Below are 20,300 nucleotides of genomic sequence, written 5' to 3' on the forward strand. Positions count from 1 at the left end.
AAGGCCCCAATCCTAATCGTTATTGAATTTGTTGTAGACGCTTTAGAAGATCAGCAGGAGGAAGGTAGCCACCCACCATTTCACCGTTTGGTAGGAAAATAGCTGGCGTACCACTGATACCTAGTTCGCGTCCAAGCTCATAGTGCTTAGCTACGGTCTCTTGACACTGCTTCAGGTCACCATCAAACACCGCTTCTTTGCGGTTAACTTTAGCATCGTGCATCGCGTCTGCGGGATTTTCTGAACACCAGATTTTCGCCATTTGGTCAGCAACCGAGCCCGTCGCTCCTTGTCGTGGGTAAGCAAGGTAGCGCACTGTAATTCCAAGGTCGTTGTATTGTTCCATTTGACTGTGCAGTCTCACGCAGTAGCCGCAAGTAATATCAGTGAATACCGTCACCACGTACTTTTCGTCTTTTGCTTTGTATTCAATGACTGTATCCGCAAATGATGCGATTTTTTCAGCATTGATTGGCGCTTGGCGCTCAGCAATCACATCTTTGTAATTGCCGTCAGCATCGATAGAGTACAGTGTGCCGGCAATGAAATGATCACCTGATGGTGATGCGAACAAGATACCGCCAGGTGTGCGAACTTCTATCAGACCCGCGATATCTGAAGCCACGACTTCTGATACCTCAATGCCGATTTTGGCAAATCGTTCACGAATGGCCGCTTCGTCTGCTGCAGAACTCGCCGCCGCCGCTTCAACGACAGTTGCTGGTGTTGCTTGGCTTGGTTGAGACTCTTCTGCACCGCAAGCCGTCACGAAAAATGGCAGAGAAAGTAGAGTTAAGCGGCGTAATACGCTCATTAAAATCACCTTTGTATAGAAAACGTTAAATTAAGCCCTTGGATGATGCTGGCTATGAATGTTCTTCAATCGTTCAGTTGCTACGTGAGTATAAATTTGTGTCGTAGATAAGTCACTATGCCCTAGCAACATCTGTACGACACGCAGATCTGCGCCATAGTTCAATAGATGCGTCGCAAAAGCGTGTCTTAGTACGTGTGGCGACAATAACTCGGTATCAATATCAGCCAGCACGGCATAAAACTTAATACGGTGCCAAAAGGTTTGTCGGGTCATCTGCTTGGCTCGTTTACTTGGAAACACCACATCCGAGGTTTTCTCACCAAGCAACTGAGGGCGACCTTTATCGATAAACTCAGAGATCCAATCAATGGCGTTCTCGCCCATGGGCACCAAACGCTCTTTGTTACCTTTACCCACAACACGTACCACGCCTTGTCTTAGGCTGATATTTTCCATCGTCAGGCTCACAAGCTCAGTGACACGAAGGCCTGTTGCATAGAGCAGCTCTAGCATCGCTTTGTCACGCAACTCTATAGGATCGTTCGGATCGGGCGCTTCCAGGAGTGCCATCACTTGATCTTCGGTTAAATCTTTCGGTAGTCGCTTAGGGAGTTTTGGGCTCACCAATAGAGCGGTTGGATCGTCCGAGCGCAGTTTTTCTCGGTGCAGATATTGGAACAACCGACGGATCGCAGACAGCATTCTCGCTCTTGAGCTTTGCTGGTAGTTTTGATCCGCCAACCAGCTTTGATACTCCTGCAAGCCCGCTAGGCTAATAAAATCCAGTTTATAGTTATGCTCATGCATCCATTTCAACAACTTCACCAAATCATTTCGATAAGACGCCAAGGTGTTTTCTGACAATCCTCGCTCCATCCACATAGAATCGAGAAATTGCTCCACTAAGCCCTGATCTTGGATATTGACGTCGCTCACGACTACCTCTTGGATGTTTATACAGTACTTTGAACAGAGTAAGCGAGAAAAAACCAGATTGCCATAAAAAACCACACCCTAGCGAATAAGCGCTGCAAAGATGGTCGAATTCAGAGTAGAATCTTGGCCAATCATCACAACCAAGATACAGTGAAGTTATGAAAATAGGCTTATTTTACGGCTCGTCCACCTGCTACACCGAGATGGCTGCAGAGAAAATCCGCGACATCATCGGCCCTGATATCGTCGACATATTCAACGTAAAAGAGACTCCTATTACCAAGATGAGCGAGTATGATCTGCTTATCTTAGGCATTTCCACTTGGGATTTTGGTGAACTCCAAGAAGACTGGGGCGCTATTTGGGATCAAGTCTCCGGTGTCTCACTCAGTGGTAAAGTCGTTGCTTTATTCGGGTTAGGTGACCAGGAAGGCTATGGCGAATGGTATCTCGATGCCATGGGCATGCTACACGATGAACTTAAACCAACCGGCGCCCAATTTATTGGTTATTGGAATAATCAAGGCTACGAATTTGAAGCGTCAAAAGCACTCACCGAAGATGGCAGTCAGTTTGTCGGTCTTGCTTTGGATGAAGACTCTCAATACGAGCTTAGTGATGAGCGCATCGCAAGCTGGGTTGAGCAGATCCTTGTAGAGTATCAGCAAACGCTGTAATGCTTACAAAGTAAAAAATTTCTAAACAAACGGCGCCTATCAAGGCGCCGTTTTTAGTTCTCATGAAGTCTTACAAGCAGACTTTACTATTAGCATGCTCAACTAGGCAGCTTCTTGCTCAAGACTTTGGTCACTACGGCCAATAAAGCACATGCAGACAATCGCAACAAACGTTGGCATTACCCAACCCATGCCCACACTAAACAGTGGCAATGCATTGAAAGCTGATACATCAATACCTGCTACTTTCGCAGCATCGATCATGGCAAATGCTAGTGATACCAAGATAACCACGCGGTAAGCAAGTTTCGGGTTCGCTAGGTACTTACGAGTAAAGGTCAAAGCTACTAGTGCAATCGCAACTGGGTATAGTGCAAACAGGACTGGAACCGATAGCGAGATAAGCTGCGCCAAACCAACGTTTGCTACTACAGCACATGCAACACCAATGATCACAACCCATTTCTGGTAGCTGATAGACGTGAGTGAGCTGAAGTAATCAGAACACGCTGAGATCAGACCGATCGCTGTTGTCAAACACGCTAGCAATACAATCACAGAAAGTACGATTTGACCGTATGGACCAAACAACGCTTGTACGTATTGGCTCAAGATGGCACCGCCGTTGTCTGCACCTGCTGCAACCGTCGCGCTCGTCGCACCTAGGTAGAACAAAGAGATGTAAACGAAAGCAAGACCCGCTGCTGCAATGAATGCCGCGCTAATTAGGTACTTAGTCGTTGCTGCTTGCTCAGTAATGCCTTTCTTACGCAATGCATCCACAATCAACATACCAAACATCAAAGAGCCGAAGGTGTCCATGGTGTTGTAACCTTCAAGAAAGCCTTTGGTCAGTGGCTGGCTTAGATACTCACCGACAGGTGCAATCATCTCGCCTTGCGGATCGATAAATACCGCACCGGCTAGAACAATGAGACCAACAAACAGAACTGGCGTAAGCACCTTACCGATAACATCAATCAGTTTGCCTTGCGACCAAGCAAATGACATGGCCACAGCAAAAAACAGGATTGAGAAAATTGTTAGGTGCATTTGGGCTGCGTCAGCGAAGAATGGGCGAATCGCCATTTCATAGGCTACTAGACCAGTACGAGGCGCGGCGAACGCAGGGCCGATAATAATAAAGATCAGTACCGCAATAAGCGTCGCAGCCTTCTTTGGCAAATCTTTCGTCAGGTGCTCCCAAGAGCCTCCTGCCACTGCAACAGCAATAATGGTAATAAGAGGAAGACCTACTGCAGTGAGAAGAAAACCGGTCATTGCTGGGAGCAAATTCTCACCCGCTAATTGACCCGCTAGTGGTGGAAAGATGATGTTGCCAGCACCAAGGAAAAACGCAAACAGCATAAAGCCGACTGCTATAATATCTGTTGTTTTTAACGTCTGTTTCACAGATATGCCCTTACTTGTTATGTTGTGTTTCTGTAGAAGGAATCTTGGTTCCCTCGTAAAATAAGGCGGGCATAATGACGAATCACTAGTCAATAAGCAATAGATATAGATATAAACACTATATAAATTTGTTTAATTGATTCAAAAGCAGTTTGATTAACTAGAGTGAATGCCCAACCTGGAATTTTATCTCGATCATTTTCCCACACACATCACTTACATACAGAACATATCACTACTCAACAATTTAACAACAGTACCTATCACTTAAAAGCAAACGATTAACAAAATAACTTATGACTCGTAGCACATCAAAAACGAAAGGCTTTCAATTCAAACAGTTCGCAATTCTAGATGGTCATTCCGGGATGCCGGTTAGCACCGATGGGGTACTTCTTGGTGCGTGGACACAATATACCAACGCAGAGCGACTGCTCGATATCGGTACCGGTACAGGCCTTCTAGCCTTGATGAGTGCGCAGCGTTATCAAGATGCAGCGATTACAGCGATCGATATCGACAGCACGGCCATTAATGACGCCAAACGCAACTTTGCGGACACCGAATGGAGTGCGCGTCTAACACTGCTTCAAGGAGACGTACTAAAGCAGAGCTTTAGCGAGCGTTTTACGGGGATCATTTGTAACCCACCCTATTTCAATAGCGGTGAAGTCTCGCACAATGCCCAGAGAGCCACTGCTAGACATACTCACACCCTAGCGCATGAGCAATTACTAGAGCGCTGCCACAGTTTACTTATTGAGGAGGGGCAAGCCAGCTTTGTCCTGCCAACAGCAGAAGGTGAGCAGTTCATCGCAATGGCTAAGCAGCAAGGTTGGTATTTAACACGCCTATGCCGAGTACAAACCACCCCTAAAAAGCCTTGTCACCGTCTGCTGTTTACCTTGAGTAAGGTATTTGAAGAGTGTAAAGAGGAGCATTTAGTTATCCATGGCGACGTCGGTGGATATTCTGCGGACTTTATTACTCTAACTAAAGACTTTTACCTTAAAATGTAAGTGCGCCGCGCGTTCGTTTGAGTATAATAGCCGCCCTACTTTTTCCCTGTTTGATGTTTTTTTGTTCAGGGTTAACCTACGTCTTGTGGAGACACTATAGTGATCAGAACCTTTGCCGAACTCGATCTAGATCCGGTCCTTTTAGAAGCGATTGAAGAAATGGGCTTTAGCCGCCCAACTGACATCCAGGCTCAGGCTATTCCACAAGCATTGGATGCAAGGGATATTCTTGCCTCTGCACCAACAGGAACAGGTAAAACCGCTTCCTTTGCTATTCCAGCAATCCAATACTTACTCGACTTCCCTCGTAAAAAGGCAGGTCCAGCACGTATTTTGATCCTCACGCCAACTCGTGAGCTGGCAATGCAAGTAGCAGAACAAGCGACTGCACTCGCGAAGTACACTCGCCTTAAAGTCGCGACCATTACCGGTGGTGTGACGTACGATTCTCACGCCGCAACGCTGGCAGAGACTCAAGATATCGTGGTGGCAACGCCAGGTCGTTTGATGGAGTACATCGAGGCAGAGCGCTTTGACTGCCGTGCTATCGAATGGTTAGTACTTGATGAAGCAGACCGCATGCTGGACTTAGGCTTTGGTCCAACCGTTGATCGCCTGTCAGCAGAGTGTCGCTGGCGTAAGCAAACATTGCTGTTCTCTGCAACGCTTGAAGGTCGTGGTGTAGAAGGTTTCACTGCCGATCTTTTGAAAAATCCAGCAGAGCTCGAAGCGCAGCCATCAACACGCGAGCGCAAAAAGATCACCCAGTGGTATCACCGCGCCGATGATGCGAATCACAAACTGAACTTGCTAAAACGCATCCTGACCGAGCAAGCTCAGCGTACTATCGTATTTGTAAAGACGCGCGAGCGTCTAGGCGAGCTTCGTCAGCAACTAGATAGCGCGCAGATCCCATGTTCGTGGATCCAAGGCGAAATGCTACAAGATCGTCGTAACAACGCTATCAGCCGCTTTCGTGATGGCCAAGTGAACGTCCTTCTCGCAACCGACATCGCTGCACGTGGTATCGATTTGCCGGATGTCTCTCACGTTATCAACTACGACATGCCACGCAGTGCCGATGTCTATCTACACCGCATCGGTCGTACCGCTCGTGCAGGTAAAAAAGGCATCGCTATCTCTATTGTGGAAGCACACGATCAACCAATGATGGATCGCGTCGCTCGCTACACTAAAGAGACCATCAAAGAGCGTTTCATCGATGGCATGCGCCCAACGCACAAAAAGCCAGTCTTTAAAAAGAAAAAACCGAAGAAAGACGACAAGAAAAAAGCGGTGAAGAAAAAGAAAAGCGCTAAGAAGAAATAAGCGTGAACCTTAGATAAACGAAAAGGGTGTCAGACCAAGTCTGACACCCTTTTTTATTCACCTTCGATATCTAATCACTGCTCTTCGCGCTTAAACACCAGTTCCGTCGCCGTCGATTCTTCTTCAACAAAGTAGTAGCCAGCGACATCAAATGCCGTCAGTTTTTCGATCGAATCAACACGGTTCTCGATGATGTAACGTGCCATCATGCCGCGCGCTTTCTTGGCATAAAAGCTGATGACCTTGTATTGGCCATTCTTACAGTCTTTGAAAACCGGCGTGATGACTTTACCATCGAGCTGCTTTGGCTTAACTGCCTTGAAGTACTCGTTGGATGCTAGGTTGATCAGCACATTGTCACCCTGTGCATTAAGAGCATCATTGAGTTTGTTGGTGATAATGTCGCCCCAGAATTGGTATAGGTTAGTGCCACGCTCGTTGGCAAGCTTAGTACCCATTTCTAAACGATAAGGCTGCATCAAGTCCAATGGCTTCAGCAGACCATAAAGGCCAGAGAGCATTCGTAAGTGCTGCTGAGCAAAGTCAAAGTCATCTTCAGACAAGCTTTCTGCTTCCAATCCAGTGTAAACATCACCTTTGAAAGCAAGGATTGCCTGGCGAGCATTGTCTGTTGTAAACGTTTGTGACCACTCTTCAAAACGCGCCACGTTCAAGCCAGCGATCTTATCGCTCACCTTCATCAAAGCAGAGACATCGGCTGGGGTAAGCTTACGACACTCTTGAATAAGCTCTGCAGAATGCTCGATTAACTCTGGTTGAGTGAATCGCTCGGTGGCGAGCGGTGACTCATAATCTAGGGTCTTTGCGGGTGAAACAACGATAAGCATGACTTTACTCTTTTAGTATTGGTTTGCTTCAGTATAAAAAAAGCCACGCACTTTCATCAATGAAATAGTGCATGGCTTTTTCTATTTTTGAGATAGGTAGAAGCGATTACTTGTTCGCTGCATCCTTAGCATCGTACCAAATACCCTCTTCTAACTGAGATTTCAGCTCTGGGTAGTCATTGGCATCAAAGGTTGGAACCTTGCCTGCTTTTAGCTGCTGATTGTAGTCTTTGGCAAGCTTAATAACGATACCCGATAGCAGGATGATCGCAATTAAGTTAACTATGGCCATCAGACCCATGGACACATCCGCTAGCGCCCAAACCATTGGCAGAGTGGCCACTGAACCAAACATCACCATGCCTAGTACGATAACGCGGAACAGGCCAAGACCCGCCTTATGGTTATGCTCTAGGAAGATAAGGTTTGTCTCTGCGTACGAGTAGTTAGCAATAATAGAGGTAAACGCGAAGAAGAAGATCGCAACCGCTACAAAGATACCGCCCCAGTCACCAACTTGAGCACTCAATGCACGCTGAGTCAGCTCGATACCTGTAATTTCACCGTGCGGTACATATTCACCTGACATTAAGATGATAGCCACAGTCGCCGTACAGATAACGATAGTATCGGTAAATACGCCTAGCATTTGCACGTAACCTTGAGACGCAGGGTGTGGCGGATAAGGCGTTGCTGATGCCGCTGCGTTTGGCGCAGAACCCATACCAGCTTCGTTTGAGAACAGACCACGCTTGATACCTTGGATCATCGCTTGAGCGATAGCATAACCTAGGCCACCAGCAGCAGCTTCTTGAAAGCCGAATGCGCTCTTAAAGATGTAAGCAATCACATCTGGCACTTTCTCAATGTTCATGAACATCACGACAAATGCCAGAACAAGGTACGCCAGCGCCATGACTGGAACGATAAGCTCCGCTGTGCGCGCAATCTTACGTACGCCACCAAAGATAACGAATGCAGAGATAAGTACAATCACCACACCCACGATCATTGGATCAAAACCAAACGCGGTATTCATCGCATTGGCAATCGCGTTAGCTTGAACCGCGTTGAACACCAAACCAAAAGCAATAATAAGGAAGATAGAGAACAATACGCCCATCCAGCGCATGCCTAGACCTTTTTCCATATAGTAAGCTGGACCACCACGGTAGTTACCGTCGTCATCTTTGGTTTTGTATAGCTGTGCTAGAGTACTTTCTGCGAATGATGTCGCCATACCCAGCATTGCAATTAGCCACATCCAGAAGATAGCACCAGGGCCACCTGCTGTTAGCGCGACAGCAACACCTGCCATGTTACCTGTGCCTACACGAGCAGCAAGACTGGTACAAAGTGCTTGGAAAGATGAAATACCAGCAGTGTCTGCTTTACGGCTGTTTTTCAGCACACTGAACATGTGACCGAAATGGCGGAACTGAATAAACCCAAGGCGTACTGTAAAGTAAATCCCCACACCTACGAGCAAGTAAACAAGAATCGATCCCCAAAGTAGATCGTTCATTAGATTAATAACGTCTGTCACTTTAAACCTCACTTAAAGTTAGAGTCCGAGCTGCACTTCCTAGTGCGTCCTAAGCGCCATGGTCTTCTCCATCCGTGAAGTTTTGTTCATTTCTTTCTTTTTCACGGCAACTTAGCTTGTATTTCTTACCACTTGAGAACGGCATACAAGTCGGGGTATTTTTTGACGGAGCGGATTTTGCAGTCATGCTCACGAAAAAGCAATACGCAACCGGTAGTATATCATTGTTATTTTTCACCTTAAAATCACGAAAAGTTAACACTAAGCAAAGCAAACGATTCACTTTTTTGCCTCAAATTAGCATCAAATATACAACAAGCCATTGGTGTTAGCCTCAAAGCGCTTAGGGTTAGGCAAAATTAGTGCAAACCTTGTTAGCACAACGGGTCTACGCTCATTTACCAAACGAGGTACTTTTTAGCAGTTATCAGGCAATGAGAATGCTTATCGTAGCACGCAAACGTTGCCCTTCAGCCTGATTCGCACAGAGCGTTAACAAAACTCACTGAAGGACTCTTTTGCAATTTGTGATTTAAGTGGTCATTTTTTATTCGAATCTAAGCTCTAAAAATGTGAGATTGAGTTCAAAATGGCATAAAACATTCATAGTCTCGAAACAAATGAGAAACATATCAAAGTTAGTCTGCGTAAGAATGTGGTACTTAAAGGGCTCCGTAGGGAGAACAAAACAAGTGAGGTAGCTTATGGATGGCTTTGAACTGGATGAGATTACGGAAGTAGACGCACCTAGAGGGCGCGCCGCTCGCTCGAAACCTGTCAAAAGAAAATGGCGAGAAATTGAGGCTATTAAAGACAGGCAGCGCCTACAAAAAGAGCTTAACGACATGGACATCGGTCTGGACTTTGCGCTTGACGACGTCGACCTTTAATTTATCACTCAAACACACATTAACGAATTTTCGGTGGAGGCGAGCCTGAAACGCCCCTACCGATACTAACAAAGCCCTCAGATTGAGGGTTTTGTTTTATCTAGCTTTCTAGTATCAACCTCTCTTAGCATCGACCTTGACGAAATAAAATGCCAATATAATAGGCTCTTGGACGAGGTGGGGATTCAATAATGGTCTCAAAACGGAAACCTATACATCTGAATCGGGTTGAAAAAGTGGTGGACTATATTCACCAGAACCTAGATAAACCGCTTTCCGTCAATGATCTGGCCGACATAAGCTGTTGGTCGCGCTGGCAACTCCAACGCGTATTCCAAGAGCAAACCAACCACAATCTTGCTCAGTACGTACGAGAGCAGAAACTCAGCCGCGCCGCCGAGCAGTTACTTAGTAGCATGACCAAGATCGCCGACTTGGCGCTGGAATTTGGCTTTAACTCAGAGAATAGCTTTAGTCGCGCCTTCAAACAGCAGTTTGGAGTCTCTCCACGTCAATACCGAGCAAGCGGTAAGCTAACCGGTATTCGCTTACCGTTGACCAATAGCGCGGATCTCCCTCTTGATCAGGCTGCAACTCAAGTAGTTCGTATCGAGAACCAGCCTCAACGCACATACTATGGCGTGTATGGCCCGATCGACACACTTTATGCCACCAATCCACAGTTTAGTGACCAAGTTGCTAATATTTGGGGAACATTTACTCGCACGGTTCTAAAACAGTCTGATAAACCGTGCGCTCACTATTATGGGATCATCGACACCCTTCATTTATTGCCAAACACACAAGTGCTGTATTGGGCGGCCAGCGATGATGAACAATTCTCTACGCATCCAGATCTCGAGTCGATCGTCGTCCCAGAGCAAAGCTACGCCGTCGTGACTCACCTTGGGCCAACCTCTACATTGCCACAAACGTTAAAATGGGTACTTAATGTTTGGCTTCCTCAGTCAGGCTATATAGGTAAAGAAGGGTTTGAAGTTGAGCGCTACCCCCGTGACTATGACGTAAGCAGCCCACACGCTCATATGGATTTCTGGCTTCCTATAGAAAGAATTGCCCTTAGCTAGCGCAGGTATCGCGATAAAAGTTGCACCAAATTGTTAAGTATTAACTCAACAAACCGAATAGAATTGCAAATGAAATTAATTATCAATAACATTTACATACTCTTTGCGATTCTTTTTCTATGATGTTAAAAACAAAACTCAAGCCAATAGCAGTGGCGATAAGCATGCTAGTGACATTACCATCTGTCGCTATTGCAGAAGAAACTATACAGTCAAAAGGTACCCAAACCGACGAGCAAATGACGGTTTTGGGGAAAACTTACCGCAACACTGCGACTAAGACTTCGTTATCCCCTGAAGAAACACCGCAAACTCTGAACGTCATTGAAAGCGAGCAGATGGAGCAGCGCGGCGTTCAATCCGTCATGCAAGCTCTTCGTTACGCTCCAGGCGTCTCAACCGAGAACAAGGGCGGCGCTGTCGTATTAACCGACTGGGTAAAAATCCGCGGTTTCGATTCATCAAACAACTACTATGATGGATTGATGCTCCCCGGCCTACCTGGTTGGAATGCCAAGCCCCAAATTGACCCAATCGCGATGGAGCGATTGGAAATTTTCAAAGGCCCAACATCTGTGTTGTACGGCACTATGCCTCCAGGTGGCATGGTCAACATCATCGCTAAAACACCTAAGTTTGAAGAAAGCACTAAGGTCAATCTCGCGACTGGTTTCAACAACCTACTTGAAGCCTCTATTGATAAAACGGGCGCACTTAGCGACAACGTGGCTTACCGCTTTATCGCTCTTGGCCGTAAAAAAGACACGCAAGTCGATCACGTGCAAGAAGAGCGTTACGTCATCGCACCATCTATCGATTGGAATGTTTCAGACAAAACGTTTGTGAATTTCAACCTCTACTATCAAAACGATCCTCAACTGGGACAGAACGTTACCGTTCCTCTCGCAGCTATCGAGTCTGGTAAAATTTCACCTTCAACATTTGCAGGTGATGTGAACTACAACGACATCAGCCGCGAGTTCATGCTGGCAGGATATAAGATCAAACACGACTTCAACAATGATTGGTCTTTCTTCCAAAACTTCCGCTATATGACGACGAAGTTTAATCAAAAAAGCACAAATAGCGGTGCTTTCGACGAGAAGACAGGCGAACTACAGCGCACAGCCTATAGCACTGACGAAAGTTCAAAAGGCATCAGTGTCGATAACCAACTCTCTGGCTTCGCAAGCACTGGCGCTCTAGATCACTACTTACTATTTGGTGTTGACTACCGCTCTATTGAAGGCGACGTAGACTACAACGCCTTCGATGGTGTGAAGAGTATCAATCTCTACAACCCAGATAATAATCAGCTCAACCCTAACGATTTCAATAGAAACTACTATTCAAATACGGACGTTTCTATGAAGCAGTTAGGTGCCTACTTCCAAGACCAAATGTTGATCGACAATTGGGTATTCATTGCTGGTGGTCGTTACGACTGGGTTGAATCCAAAACTATCGGCTCTGCTAACGGCGCCGCTCCAACAGACACGGTGACCCGCGACAGTAACTTCTCCTATCGTGTTGGTGGTATGTATCAGTTCGACAATGGTATTTCTCCATTTGCAAACTTTGCGACCAGTTTCGAACCAAACGCTAAGCTTGATGCCAATGGCAACAACCTAAAACCAGAGAAAGGCGAACAAGTGGAAGCCGGTGTTAAATACGCCTCGTATGACAGCACAACAACCGCATCAGCAGCGTTATTCCACATTAAAAAACGCAACGTAGGTGTGCGTAAAGATGGCGCCTCTCCTTACGAAGCCATCGGCGAAGTACGTTCCCAAGGTCTAGAGCTTGAAGGTCGCACACTGGTGAACGACAACTTAGATCTTATCGCCAACTACACTTACACCGATATGGAAATCACCAAAGATGAGAACCCAAATAATGTAGGTCAAAAAGCGATTTACGTACCTGACCATGCGGCTAATCTATGGGCAAACTACACCATGCATGAAGGTGCCATGCGCGGACTGCGCATTGGTGGTGGCGTTCGCTACGTAGGCGAAACAGTGAAGAATAATGCGGCTAACGTGAATGCAGGAACGCTCCCATCGTACACGCTCGTTGACCTGTCTATTGGCTACGACTTAGGGGAAGTCAGCTCAACATTGAAAGGGGCTTCAGCTAACTTAATTGCTAACAACTTGTTCAACCAAGAGTACTACACGTGCTGGAATGAGAGTTACTGTTGGTACGGCCAGCAGCAAACTGTACAAGTCAACGTCAAGTTCGATTTGTAAATCGCACGCAAGTCATGCAGCAGCGCTTTATATAAGCGCTGCTTTCTAGTTTATAAAAGGTCAAAATGGAAAGGTTAAACAACACAGAACACCACGCTCAGTTGCTCGCACTCACTCACGTATCGAGTCAGATTTCACCGCTGCTCGATGTTCTACACGAGACTAATAGCGTCATTTTGCCAGAAACAGTGGCCGAGACGTCTGATCCATCCGATACGATTGAGCAGTTGCATCAATACTGGCAAACCCACTACCCGGAAGCAGGACGTGCCTATTGGCAAACTCGCACCTGGACAATGTTGACCTGGCAACCAATTACTCTCGCTCTAGTGGCGACATACTACGCTAAGCGCGTGCCTCCCTTGAGCCAATTACGTCAGGGCGTGCAGCTTTCCAGTGGTCTGGTTGCCAACTTCGACTTCCTTGACTCTAAATGGCAAGCCGGCGATCAGCATCAACGCCAAGTCATTGCCGCTAACGAACTAAAAAGACTTATAGAACAACTAGCGAACCAAGTAGAGAGTATATTCCGCCTTAGCCCAGCAACACGCGAAAAGCTTCTCGCTGACACTTTGATGGAGATGCTGCTTCGTGGCCTAAAGCATATGGTCGCTAGCAAATTGTTGCCAGCCGAACAGATGCGCCCGACCTTTGCGCATGAACTGCAACACTGGCAGCAAGCACTCAACCTTCCCATCACGCGCTTTGGTCGTCTTGAAGTAGACAATCAGGGAGAGCACTATATTCAACGACGCAGTTGCTGCATACACTACAAACGTGCGGACGGTGGCTATTGCCAGGGGTGCCCGAATGCTCCTCTATCTAAATAGAATACCAGTTATCCGTGAGCGCTACTTTTGCTACTAAAACTTGCATCAAGAACCAACAAGCAATGATTGCTAAACGTTATTTCTGTTAACAAATGAGATACAAAATACAAATGACATTCATTATCAATAAATCTATACATCCCCTGCTGATTAAAATAGAATAGTGTCATTTTTATTCAGGCTGGTATTCACCAGTGTCGCCATCTTGTGATGGCCGCCCTTTAGCAACAATAGGCTTCTAAAATGAACAAAACGGCTCTTCGCCTGACTTTGTGTTCGCTGCCACTGCTGAGTTTGAGCAGCTTTGCGAACGCAAACGATCTCAACACTGCTCGCAACGTCGAAGCAAAGACCATCACGCAAAGCGCGCAAAGCCAAGCTCGCATCAACAAAAGCAGCGACAAAGCCTTTGAGCTTAAATCTGACATTGCCATGCTTGAGCAGGAGGTTGCCAACCTTGAGGTTTATGAGCGCCACCTAAAAGATGTAGTGAATAACCAAGAACAAGAAATGGCCAGTATCGACGTTCAACTTGAACAAATCAGTGATACTCGCCAAGGTGTTGTGCCTTTGATGTACCAGATGCTCGAAGGTCTGGAACAGCACATTGCTAGCGATAAGCCGATTCGCCAGCAAGCTCGCCTAGCAAGACTCGATGAGCTAAAAGCGTTGATGCCACAGGCTGATGTGAGTGATGCAGAAAAGTATCGCCGCATTCTTGAGGCTTACCAGATTGAGATGGATTACGGCATCAAGCTAGGTAGCTACCGTTCTCTTATTGATGTTGGTAGCGAGATCGAAGCAGAACAATTGTACCTAGGTCGTTTGTCATTAGTTGCTCGCAGCCTAGACCGAAATCAATACTGGACTTGGGATAGCCTCCAAAATAACTGGGTTGCTGTCGATGCAGCTCTGGCGCCACAGATTGATAAAGCGTTTGCCATTGCCAACAAGCAAGCCTCTCCAGCTCTAATTGAGCTTCCAGTGTCTCTACAAAAGGATCCAAGCTAATGCGTAATTCCGTATTCCTCGCCGCACTGCTTGCATTCGGCTTGTCACAACCAAGCTTCGCTGCGGACTCTCTGACATCAAAAGCACAGACAGCACAGCAACAAGAACGTGCTCACAACAGTGAACGTGAAGCCAAGTTCAAAAAAGAAGAACAATCGCTTGCCGCGCGTAAAGCACAACTTGAAACTCGCAAAGCTGAGCTTGAAGCCAGCATCGAGTCATTGAGCACTGCATTTTCGGAAAACGAGCGCACTTTGGCAGAGCAACAAAAGAAACTGCATTTAGAAACAGGCAGCTTAGGTGAACTGTTTGGCGTGGTTCGTCAATCAGCAAAAGAGCTGCAAGTCGAACTTGAGCAGTCTGTTGCAAACACGCAGCAGTCTGCGCAAATTCAAGCAATTGACAACATTGTTGCCGCCAAAACGCTACCATCGATTCAAGAACTTACTGGCCTATGGGAAGCCTACCAAGCGCAAATCGCTTCAAGTGCTACCTATGCTGACGTTAAAGTCCCGTTTGTTAACGGCGCCGGTGAAATCACCACGATTAACGCGACTCGTCTAGGTAACTTTGCGCTACTTGCTGAACACGGCCCAGTTGACTGGAACGGTAAACTGGCGAGCGATTTCCCTCGTCTACCAAAAGAAGTACCGACATCGGCAGAAACAGCGGGCATCGTGACAGGTCAAACCGCAACGCTTATCGACCCAAGCCGCGGAGACATCTACAAGCAACTTGCGGATAACCCAACCCTTGGCGAGCGTTTTGCCCATGGTGGCATTGTCGGTAAGATCATCGCCGCTCTCTTTGCCATTGGTATGATCATTGCACTGTACCGTGCTGTGGTTCTTACCACGACAGAACAAAAGATTAAGAAGCAGCTTAAGACTCCAGAAACGCCAACCGACAACCCGTTAGGTCGCGTACTCAGCGTCTATAACAGCGAGAAAAAACTGCACGTTGAAGCGCTTGAGCTGCGACTCCTTGAATCTATCATGGATGAACAGCAGCATCTCGAACGCGGTTTGAGCATGTTAAAACTTCTGGCAGCACTTGCTCCAATGCTTGGCCTACTCGGCACCGTTACGGGCATGATTGAAACCTTCCAGGTCATCACACAATTTGGCAACGCTGAGCCAAGAGTGATGGCTGGCGGCATCTCAATGGCGCTTGTGACTACGGTTCTTGGTTTGATTACTGCTATGCCGCTGCTTCTTGCTCACAACCTGTTGAGCTCAAAAGCAGAAGCGATCCGCAACGTTTTAGAAAGACAGAGTGTGGGTCTAGTGGCTGAGCAAGCTGAAGCGCAAACCATGGAGACTAAGCAAGCGTATGCCGCATAACCTCTTTAGTTGGTTGCCAGGAAGCGAGCACTTAAATCAGTTTATGACACAAGGTGGGCCAGTGCTTTGGTGGCTGGCCGCCGTGGTGTTCATCTTCTGGGTTGTGGCCGTTGAGCGTGTCATCTATTTCGCTAAGATCTTTCCCTCTGAAAGAAAAACCTGGGTGGATAAATGGGCGACGCGCCAAGACCACTACTCTTGGTATGCGCAGTCACAACGCAACGCCATGCTTAGCGAGGCAGAGAATAAGCTCAAGCAAAACATTAACTTGCTGAAGTGCCTATTAAGCCTGTGTCCGATGCTTGGTTTGCTCGGTACTGTAACCGGCATGATCACCGTGTTTGATACCCTTGCAGCGCAAGGCAGTGCGCAACCAAGATTGATGGCAGCAGGCATCTCTATGGCGACTATCCCGACAATGGCGGGCATGGTTGCTGCACTTTCCGGCATGCTAGCCTTTTCCCGTATTCAAAAATGGAGCAGCAAGAGCCTGCTTCAACTTGAGCAGCTACTGCGTAGTGAGCGTCAAACCGCTATTGCTAAAACCAGTCAGTTTGCTGATGGAGACTCACAATGAGATTAGGTCACCGTAGAAAACAAAATGATGAAGCCAACATCGATATGACATCGATGCTCGACATTGTCTTCATCATGCTTATCTTCTTCATCGTTACAAGCTCCTTCGTGCGCGAGTCCGGTGTTGATGTTAACCGCCCTCAAGCGAGCCATGCGGTCAGTCAAAAAGATGCTGGCATCTTTGTCGCAATCACATCGTCCAACGACGTTTATATCGACAAACGCCGTGTGGATGTTGAGCGAGTGCAGGCGACCATTGAGAAGCTGCTTCTAGAACAACCTAATGCCTCTATGGTTATTCAAGCCGATAAACATGCCTTCAATGGTACCGTTGTCGAAGTCATGGACAGTGCAAAAGGCGCTGGCGTCACCAAGATTGCACTGGCTACGGAGAGTCCATAGATGCTTCGAGTACTTGCGAGCATACCGTTGGCCGCCGCCCTCGCGTTTGCCCTATTCTCGTTTATGAGTTGGATGATCGATATTGGCCCAAAATCTAAGCCAGATGAGAAGCCAAGGTTGAGCTATGACCTCGTTATGGTTGAACCCGACAGTGAGACCGCAAGACGACAACGTACTTTGCCAGAGCCACCAAAAATGCCATCCACCCCGCCGTCTGCAGCAGTGGTTGAGCAAAGCTCTCAGGTATCTAGCGTTCAAACGCCAAGCACTCCACAACTGCCGAATATTTCGGTATCGACTCAGGTTGCGGGCGTGTCGCTAAACGCACCGACTGCGCCGGACATTGGCCAAAACCAACAAGTCATGCCATTGCATCGCAAAGAGCCACGTTATCCACGTCGTGCTTTGCAGCGCAATATTCAGGGCTATGTGGTGATGTCTTTCACCATTGATGAGCGTGGTCGTCCAACCGATATCGAAGTAGTAGAAGCTAACCCTAAGCGCATGTTTGAGCGAGAAGCTATGGTCGCGTTAAAACAGTGGAAATATCAGCCTATGGTCGTCAATGGTAAGGCAACGCCTCGTATTGGCCAGACCGTAAAACTAGAGTTTAAGTTGAATCAATGAGTAAACGTGTATTAACGCTCTTTGCCCTATCTCTTAGCGTGTTAACCGGAAGTGCATTCGCAAGCCAGGAGCTTGGAATGCGCACCGCAGCTCAGGTATCCAAAGCCTACGAGCTAGAGCAGGAAGAGAAACTTAACGAAGCCATCACGGTACTAGAAGGGTTAAAGCCTAACGCGAGCTTTGACAAGGCGTATGTAGCTCGCATGCTCGGTATCTACTATTGGCAAGCCGAGCAACCAAAGAAAGCCATCACGCAATTGCAGATCGCCATCGATACAAAAGCGTTTAAAGATGAACAGGGTTGGCAAACAGAGCGTATGCTTGCCGAGCTTATGCTCTCCGAAGATATGCCAGAGAAAGCGCTGGTTCACTTTAACAACTTGACCAAGACAGCAAACTCGTACGAAAAGCTGTCGAAGCAGCAGATCACCGGAGTTTGGTTAAACAAGGCTCGCGCTCACTACCTACTTCAAGAGTGGAAGTCGTTACTTGCAGCGATTAAACAATACCATCAGCTCGATAGCACGCCAAAACTGCAACCATTGAGCTTACAGCTAAGTGCTGAGATGCAGCTAAACCATCTGAAAAGTGCGATTCTCACCACGCAAAAGTTACTCGCTCTGCAGCCAGACAATGTCATGTGGTGGCAGCAGCTTAGTTCACTGTATATGCAAACCAAACAGTACAAGTTGGCGCTCGCGACATTAGTCTCCGCCGAGCGAGCAGGTATTCAAGTCCCTGACAATTTGAAGTTGAGTAAAGCGCAGCTCTACTCTCAACAAGGTATTCCCGAAAAAGCGGCAGAGTCGTACGCTGACTTGCAAGTGAAAGAGACCGATATCGACACCATCATCAAGCAAGCTAGACATTGGCAAATGGCTCGCGAGTGGACAAATGCACAAACGGCGTGGCTCGCAGCAGCAAGGCTAAATGGGAAATACTATGAAGAAGTTTCGCGACTTGAATTGCAACGAGGGGATTTCAAACAAGCATTGGCTTCACTTCGCAAAGTGAAAGGCATGCCAGAGCAAGAGCGATTGCTACTGGAGGTACGTGCTTATGTTGGAATGAAAGACTACGCAAAAGCGACGAAGGTGGCCGAACAAGCACACCGAATTAAGCCAACCACGCAAAGCGCTGATTGGCTGCAATATCTACAACAGATGAGTCGAGCACATTAAGTCTTCCCAGTGCGCTTTACTCGCAGAAATGAAACTCATAATTCCCTCTACGGAGGGAATTATTATTTATAGACCCCTAAACACTCTCCAACTCGTTTTGTCTAACCCGCTGGGCAAGTTGTTTATAGCGGTCGGCAATCGTCTCTCCAAACACCGGATCATCCTCTACTACCGTCCACAGACTCTCAACCTGTTGCCAATCTGAAGTCGTAAAGCGCTTTTCAATCAATGGCAACACGGAATGCTCTTCCAAATCGAGGTGCTTTTTCTGATCTTGGATAAACTCAGATAATCGCCCGATGAACAGCTCTTGCGGTACCACCGCATCGTGCAAAATCATTTCCACAATGTCTAAGAAAGAATGTGTTTTCTCTGACAGCGCTTGGTGATCCGATTCTAAATTATCGATATGCTCTTGTGAGCCATATTTCTCAATAAAGTAGTGGTAAAGAATGTCTTCTTTGGGGTGGTGGATTTTCTCTGAGTGATTGGCAAGGTAATCAACAATCTCTTTGATCACCCCGTAATTGATAGATTGCTCTTGCTCGAGCAAGTGCACTTTTCGATTCAATATCGCCAGCAATCGCACCATATAGCCGTGCTCACGCCTAATCCTTTCGATCATCATAATCCTTCTCCCATATCCATACTCCTTATAAGTGTATAAGAGAATCTGGAAGCGTGTTTTGATGATGCTCGAAAAACCGCCAACTCAGAGGATAAAGCTAGTCGAGTCGTGGCTGCCAATTAATAGTGGGCTTACCGAGTTCTTCTAGTAACTGGTTCGTCTTGGAGAAATGGCTACAGCCAAAGAAACCCCGACGTGCAGACAAAGGCGATGGATGCGGCGCAGTCAACACATGATGTTTTTGACGATCAATCATCGACCCTTTCTTTTGAGCATGAGCACCCCAAAGCAAGAATATGATGTTCTCACTATTTTGGTTTAGCACTTCAATCACTTTATCGGTGAAGGTCTCCCAACCTAGCTTAGCGTGAGAGTGTGCCTGCCCCTGCTCGACTGTGAGTACGGTGTTTAGAAGCAATATACCCTGTTCAGCCCAGCTTTTGAGATAGCCATGTTCTGGGATCTCGAACCCGGGAATATCCTGAGCGAGTTCCTTGTACATATTGACGAGCGACGGCGGCGTCTTTACACCCGGCAGAACCGAGAAACAGAGACCATGCGCCTGATTGGGACCGTGATAAGGATCTTGACCAAGAATCACCACATTCACATCGGCAAATTCGGTATATTGAAAGGCATTGAACACATCGCTCGCTGGAGGGTAGATGGTTTTACCCGCTTCGCGCTGCACCTCGACAAACTCTAAAGTTTGCTGAAGGTATGCTTGCTGTTTCTCTTTACCGATGACGTCTTGCCAGGTGAGTGTTGTCATTGTCGTGCCCTAGATGGTGAAATCTGGGGCGTAGTCTATCACTCAACGGAGGGTCACCACTACTGTCATTTGGCTTTACGCCACGCACCTTTGACGCACAACTTGAACGTCAGTG

Annotated in this window: 20 protein-coding genes; 13 read left to right on the forward strand and 7 right to left on the reverse strand. The window is 47.1% G+C overall.

Annotated features, from left to right (window positions below; genetic code table 11):
- Positions 1-19 precede the first annotated feature (19 nt).
- Both dsbC and xerD read right to left on the reverse strand, forming a co-directional pair.
- Positions 20-814, reverse strand: coding sequence for a bifunctional protein-disulfide isomerase/oxidoreductase DsbC (dsbC, locus tag ACVA6Q_RS10055; RefSeq protein WP_446647396.1), 795 nt, complete (start codon positions 812-814; stop codon positions 20-22).
- A 30-nt stretch (positions 815-844) separates the two neighbouring features.
- Complete coding sequence (xerD, locus tag ACVA6Q_RS10060; protein WP_418641975.1) at positions 845-1,753, reverse strand: site-specific tyrosine recombinase XerD; 909 nt, start codon at positions 1,751-1,753, stop codon at positions 845-847.
- A gap of 158 nt (positions 1,754-1,911) precedes the next feature.
- On the opposite strand from xerD, the gene fldB reads away from it, so the two are divergent.
- Positions 1,912-2,430 carry a flavodoxin FldB gene (gene fldB, locus ACVA6Q_RS10065; protein ID WP_446647397.1) on the forward strand — a complete coding sequence of 173 codons (519 nt, stop codon included), beginning with the start codon at positions 1,912-1,914 and terminating at the stop codon, positions 2,428-2,430.
- A gap of 102 nt (positions 2,431-2,532) precedes the next feature.
- On the opposite strand, the gene brnQ is transcribed toward fldB, so the two are convergent.
- Positions 2,533-3,843 (reverse strand): branched-chain amino acid transport system II carrier protein, encoded by a 1,311-nt coding sequence (gene brnQ, locus ACVA6Q_RS10070; RefSeq protein WP_446647398.1) that lies wholly within the window; start codon positions 3,841-3,843, stop codon positions 2,533-2,535.
- Between the two features lie 296 nt (positions 3,844-4,139).
- On the opposite strand from brnQ, the gene ACVA6Q_RS10075 reads away from it, so the two are divergent.
- Together ACVA6Q_RS10075 and srmB are read left to right on the forward strand one after the other, a co-directional pair.
- Positions 4,140-4,862, forward strand: a complete 723-nt coding sequence (locus ACVA6Q_RS10075) for a tRNA1(Val) (adenine(37)-N6)-methyltransferase (RefSeq protein WP_446647399.1) — start codon at positions 4,140-4,142, stop codon at positions 4,860-4,862.
- A gap of 99 nt (positions 4,863-4,961) precedes the next feature.
- Entirely contained in the window at positions 4,962-6,191 is a 1,230-nt protein-coding gene (gene srmB, locus ACVA6Q_RS10080; RefSeq protein ID WP_353497019.1) for an ATP-dependent RNA helicase SrmB, read from the forward strand.
- Between the two features lie 74 nt (positions 6,192-6,265).
- Here the strand turns inward: srmB and yaaA are convergent, their stop codons facing one another.
- Both yaaA and ACVA6Q_RS10090 read right to left on the reverse strand, forming a co-directional pair.
- Positions 6,266-7,039, reverse strand: coding sequence for a peroxide stress protein YaaA (yaaA, locus tag ACVA6Q_RS10085; RefSeq protein ID WP_446647400.1), 774 nt, complete (start codon positions 7,037-7,039; stop codon positions 6,266-6,268).
- Positions 7,040-7,145: 106 nt separating this feature from the next.
- Entirely contained in the window at positions 7,146-8,585 is a 1,440-nt protein-coding gene (locus ACVA6Q_RS10090; protein ID WP_353497023.1) for an alanine/glycine:cation symporter family protein, read from the reverse strand.
- 704 nt (positions 8,586-9,289) lie between these two features.
- Between ACVA6Q_RS10090 and ACVA6Q_RS10095 the strand changes: the two genes are divergently transcribed.
- The 10 genes from ACVA6Q_RS10095 to ACVA6Q_RS10140 all read left to right on the forward strand — a co-directional run bounded on the left by ACVA6Q_RS10095 (position 9,290) and on the right by ACVA6Q_RS10140 (position 18,785).
- Positions 9,290-9,475 carry a DUF3545 family protein gene (locus tag ACVA6Q_RS10095; protein WP_042496493.1) on the forward strand — a complete coding sequence of 62 codons (186 nt, stop codon included), beginning with the start codon at positions 9,290-9,292 and terminating at the stop codon, positions 9,473-9,475.
- Between the two features lie 191 nt (positions 9,476-9,666).
- Positions 9,667-10,563 (forward strand): helix-turn-helix domain-containing protein, encoded by an 897-nt coding sequence (locus tag ACVA6Q_RS10100; protein WP_446647401.1) that lies wholly within the window; start codon positions 9,667-9,669, stop codon positions 10,561-10,563.
- 164 nt (positions 10,564-10,727) lie between these two features.
- Positions 10,728-12,815, forward strand: a complete 2,088-nt coding sequence (locus ACVA6Q_RS10105; RefSeq protein WP_446647402.1) for a TonB-dependent siderophore receptor — start codon at positions 10,728-10,730, stop codon at positions 12,813-12,815.
- 65 nt (positions 12,816-12,880) lie between these two features.
- Positions 12,881-13,645 carry a siderophore ferric iron reductase gene (locus ACVA6Q_RS10110; protein WP_446647403.1) on the forward strand — a complete coding sequence of 255 codons (765 nt, stop codon included), beginning with the start codon at positions 12,881-12,883 and terminating at the stop codon, positions 13,643-13,645.
- Positions 13,646-13,888: 243 nt separating this feature from the next.
- The gene (locus ACVA6Q_RS10115) at positions 13,889-14,656 is read left to right on the forward strand and encodes a DUF3450 domain-containing protein (RefSeq protein ID WP_446647404.1); all 768 of its coding nucleotides are present in this window, start codon (positions 13,889-13,891) and stop codon (positions 14,654-14,656) included.
- Positions 14,656-15,999 (forward strand): MotA/TolQ/ExbB proton channel family protein, encoded by a 1,344-nt coding sequence (locus ACVA6Q_RS10120; RefSeq protein WP_446647405.1) that lies wholly within the window; start codon positions 14,656-14,658, stop codon positions 15,997-15,999. The genes ACVA6Q_RS10115 and ACVA6Q_RS10120 overlap by 1 nt, the downstream gene beginning before the upstream one ends.
- Entirely contained in the window at positions 15,989-16,576 is a 588-nt protein-coding gene (locus ACVA6Q_RS10125; RefSeq protein WP_429759841.1) for a MotA/TolQ/ExbB proton channel family protein, read from the forward strand. The genes ACVA6Q_RS10120 and ACVA6Q_RS10125 overlap by 11 nt, the downstream gene beginning before the upstream one ends.
- Positions 16,573-16,977, forward strand: coding sequence for an ExbD/TolR family protein (locus ACVA6Q_RS10130; protein ID WP_353497031.1), 405 nt, complete (start codon positions 16,573-16,575; stop codon positions 16,975-16,977). Before ACVA6Q_RS10125 ends, ACVA6Q_RS10130 begins: the two co-directional genes overlap by 4 nt.
- Positions 16,978-17,604: a TonB family protein gene (locus tag ACVA6Q_RS10135; RefSeq protein ID WP_446647406.1), complete on the forward strand. Its 627-nt coding sequence runs from the start codon at positions 16,978-16,980 to the stop codon at positions 17,602-17,604.
- On the forward strand, positions 17,601-18,785 hold the full coding sequence (locus ACVA6Q_RS10140; protein WP_446647407.1) for a tetratricopeptide repeat protein: 1,185 nt from the start codon (positions 17,601-17,603) through the stop codon (positions 18,783-18,785). Before ACVA6Q_RS10135 ends, ACVA6Q_RS10140 begins: the two co-directional genes overlap by 4 nt.
- 76 nt (positions 18,786-18,861) lie before the next feature.
- On the opposite strand, the gene ACVA6Q_RS10145 is transcribed toward ACVA6Q_RS10140, so the two are convergent.
- A complete protein-coding gene (locus ACVA6Q_RS10145; protein WP_353497036.1) occupies positions 18,862-19,413 on the reverse strand; it encodes a hemerythrin domain-containing protein in 552 nt (183 codons plus the stop codon).
- 97 nt (positions 19,414-19,510) lie between these two features.
- Positions 19,511-20,185 carry a uracil-DNA glycosylase gene (ung, locus tag ACVA6Q_RS10150; protein WP_446647408.1) on the reverse strand — a complete coding sequence of 225 codons (675 nt, stop codon included), beginning with the start codon at positions 20,183-20,185 and terminating at the stop codon, positions 19,511-19,513.
- Positions 20,186-20,300 lie beyond the last annotated feature (115 nt).

The organism is Vibrio sp. DNB22_10_4 (genome assembly GCF_052879755.1).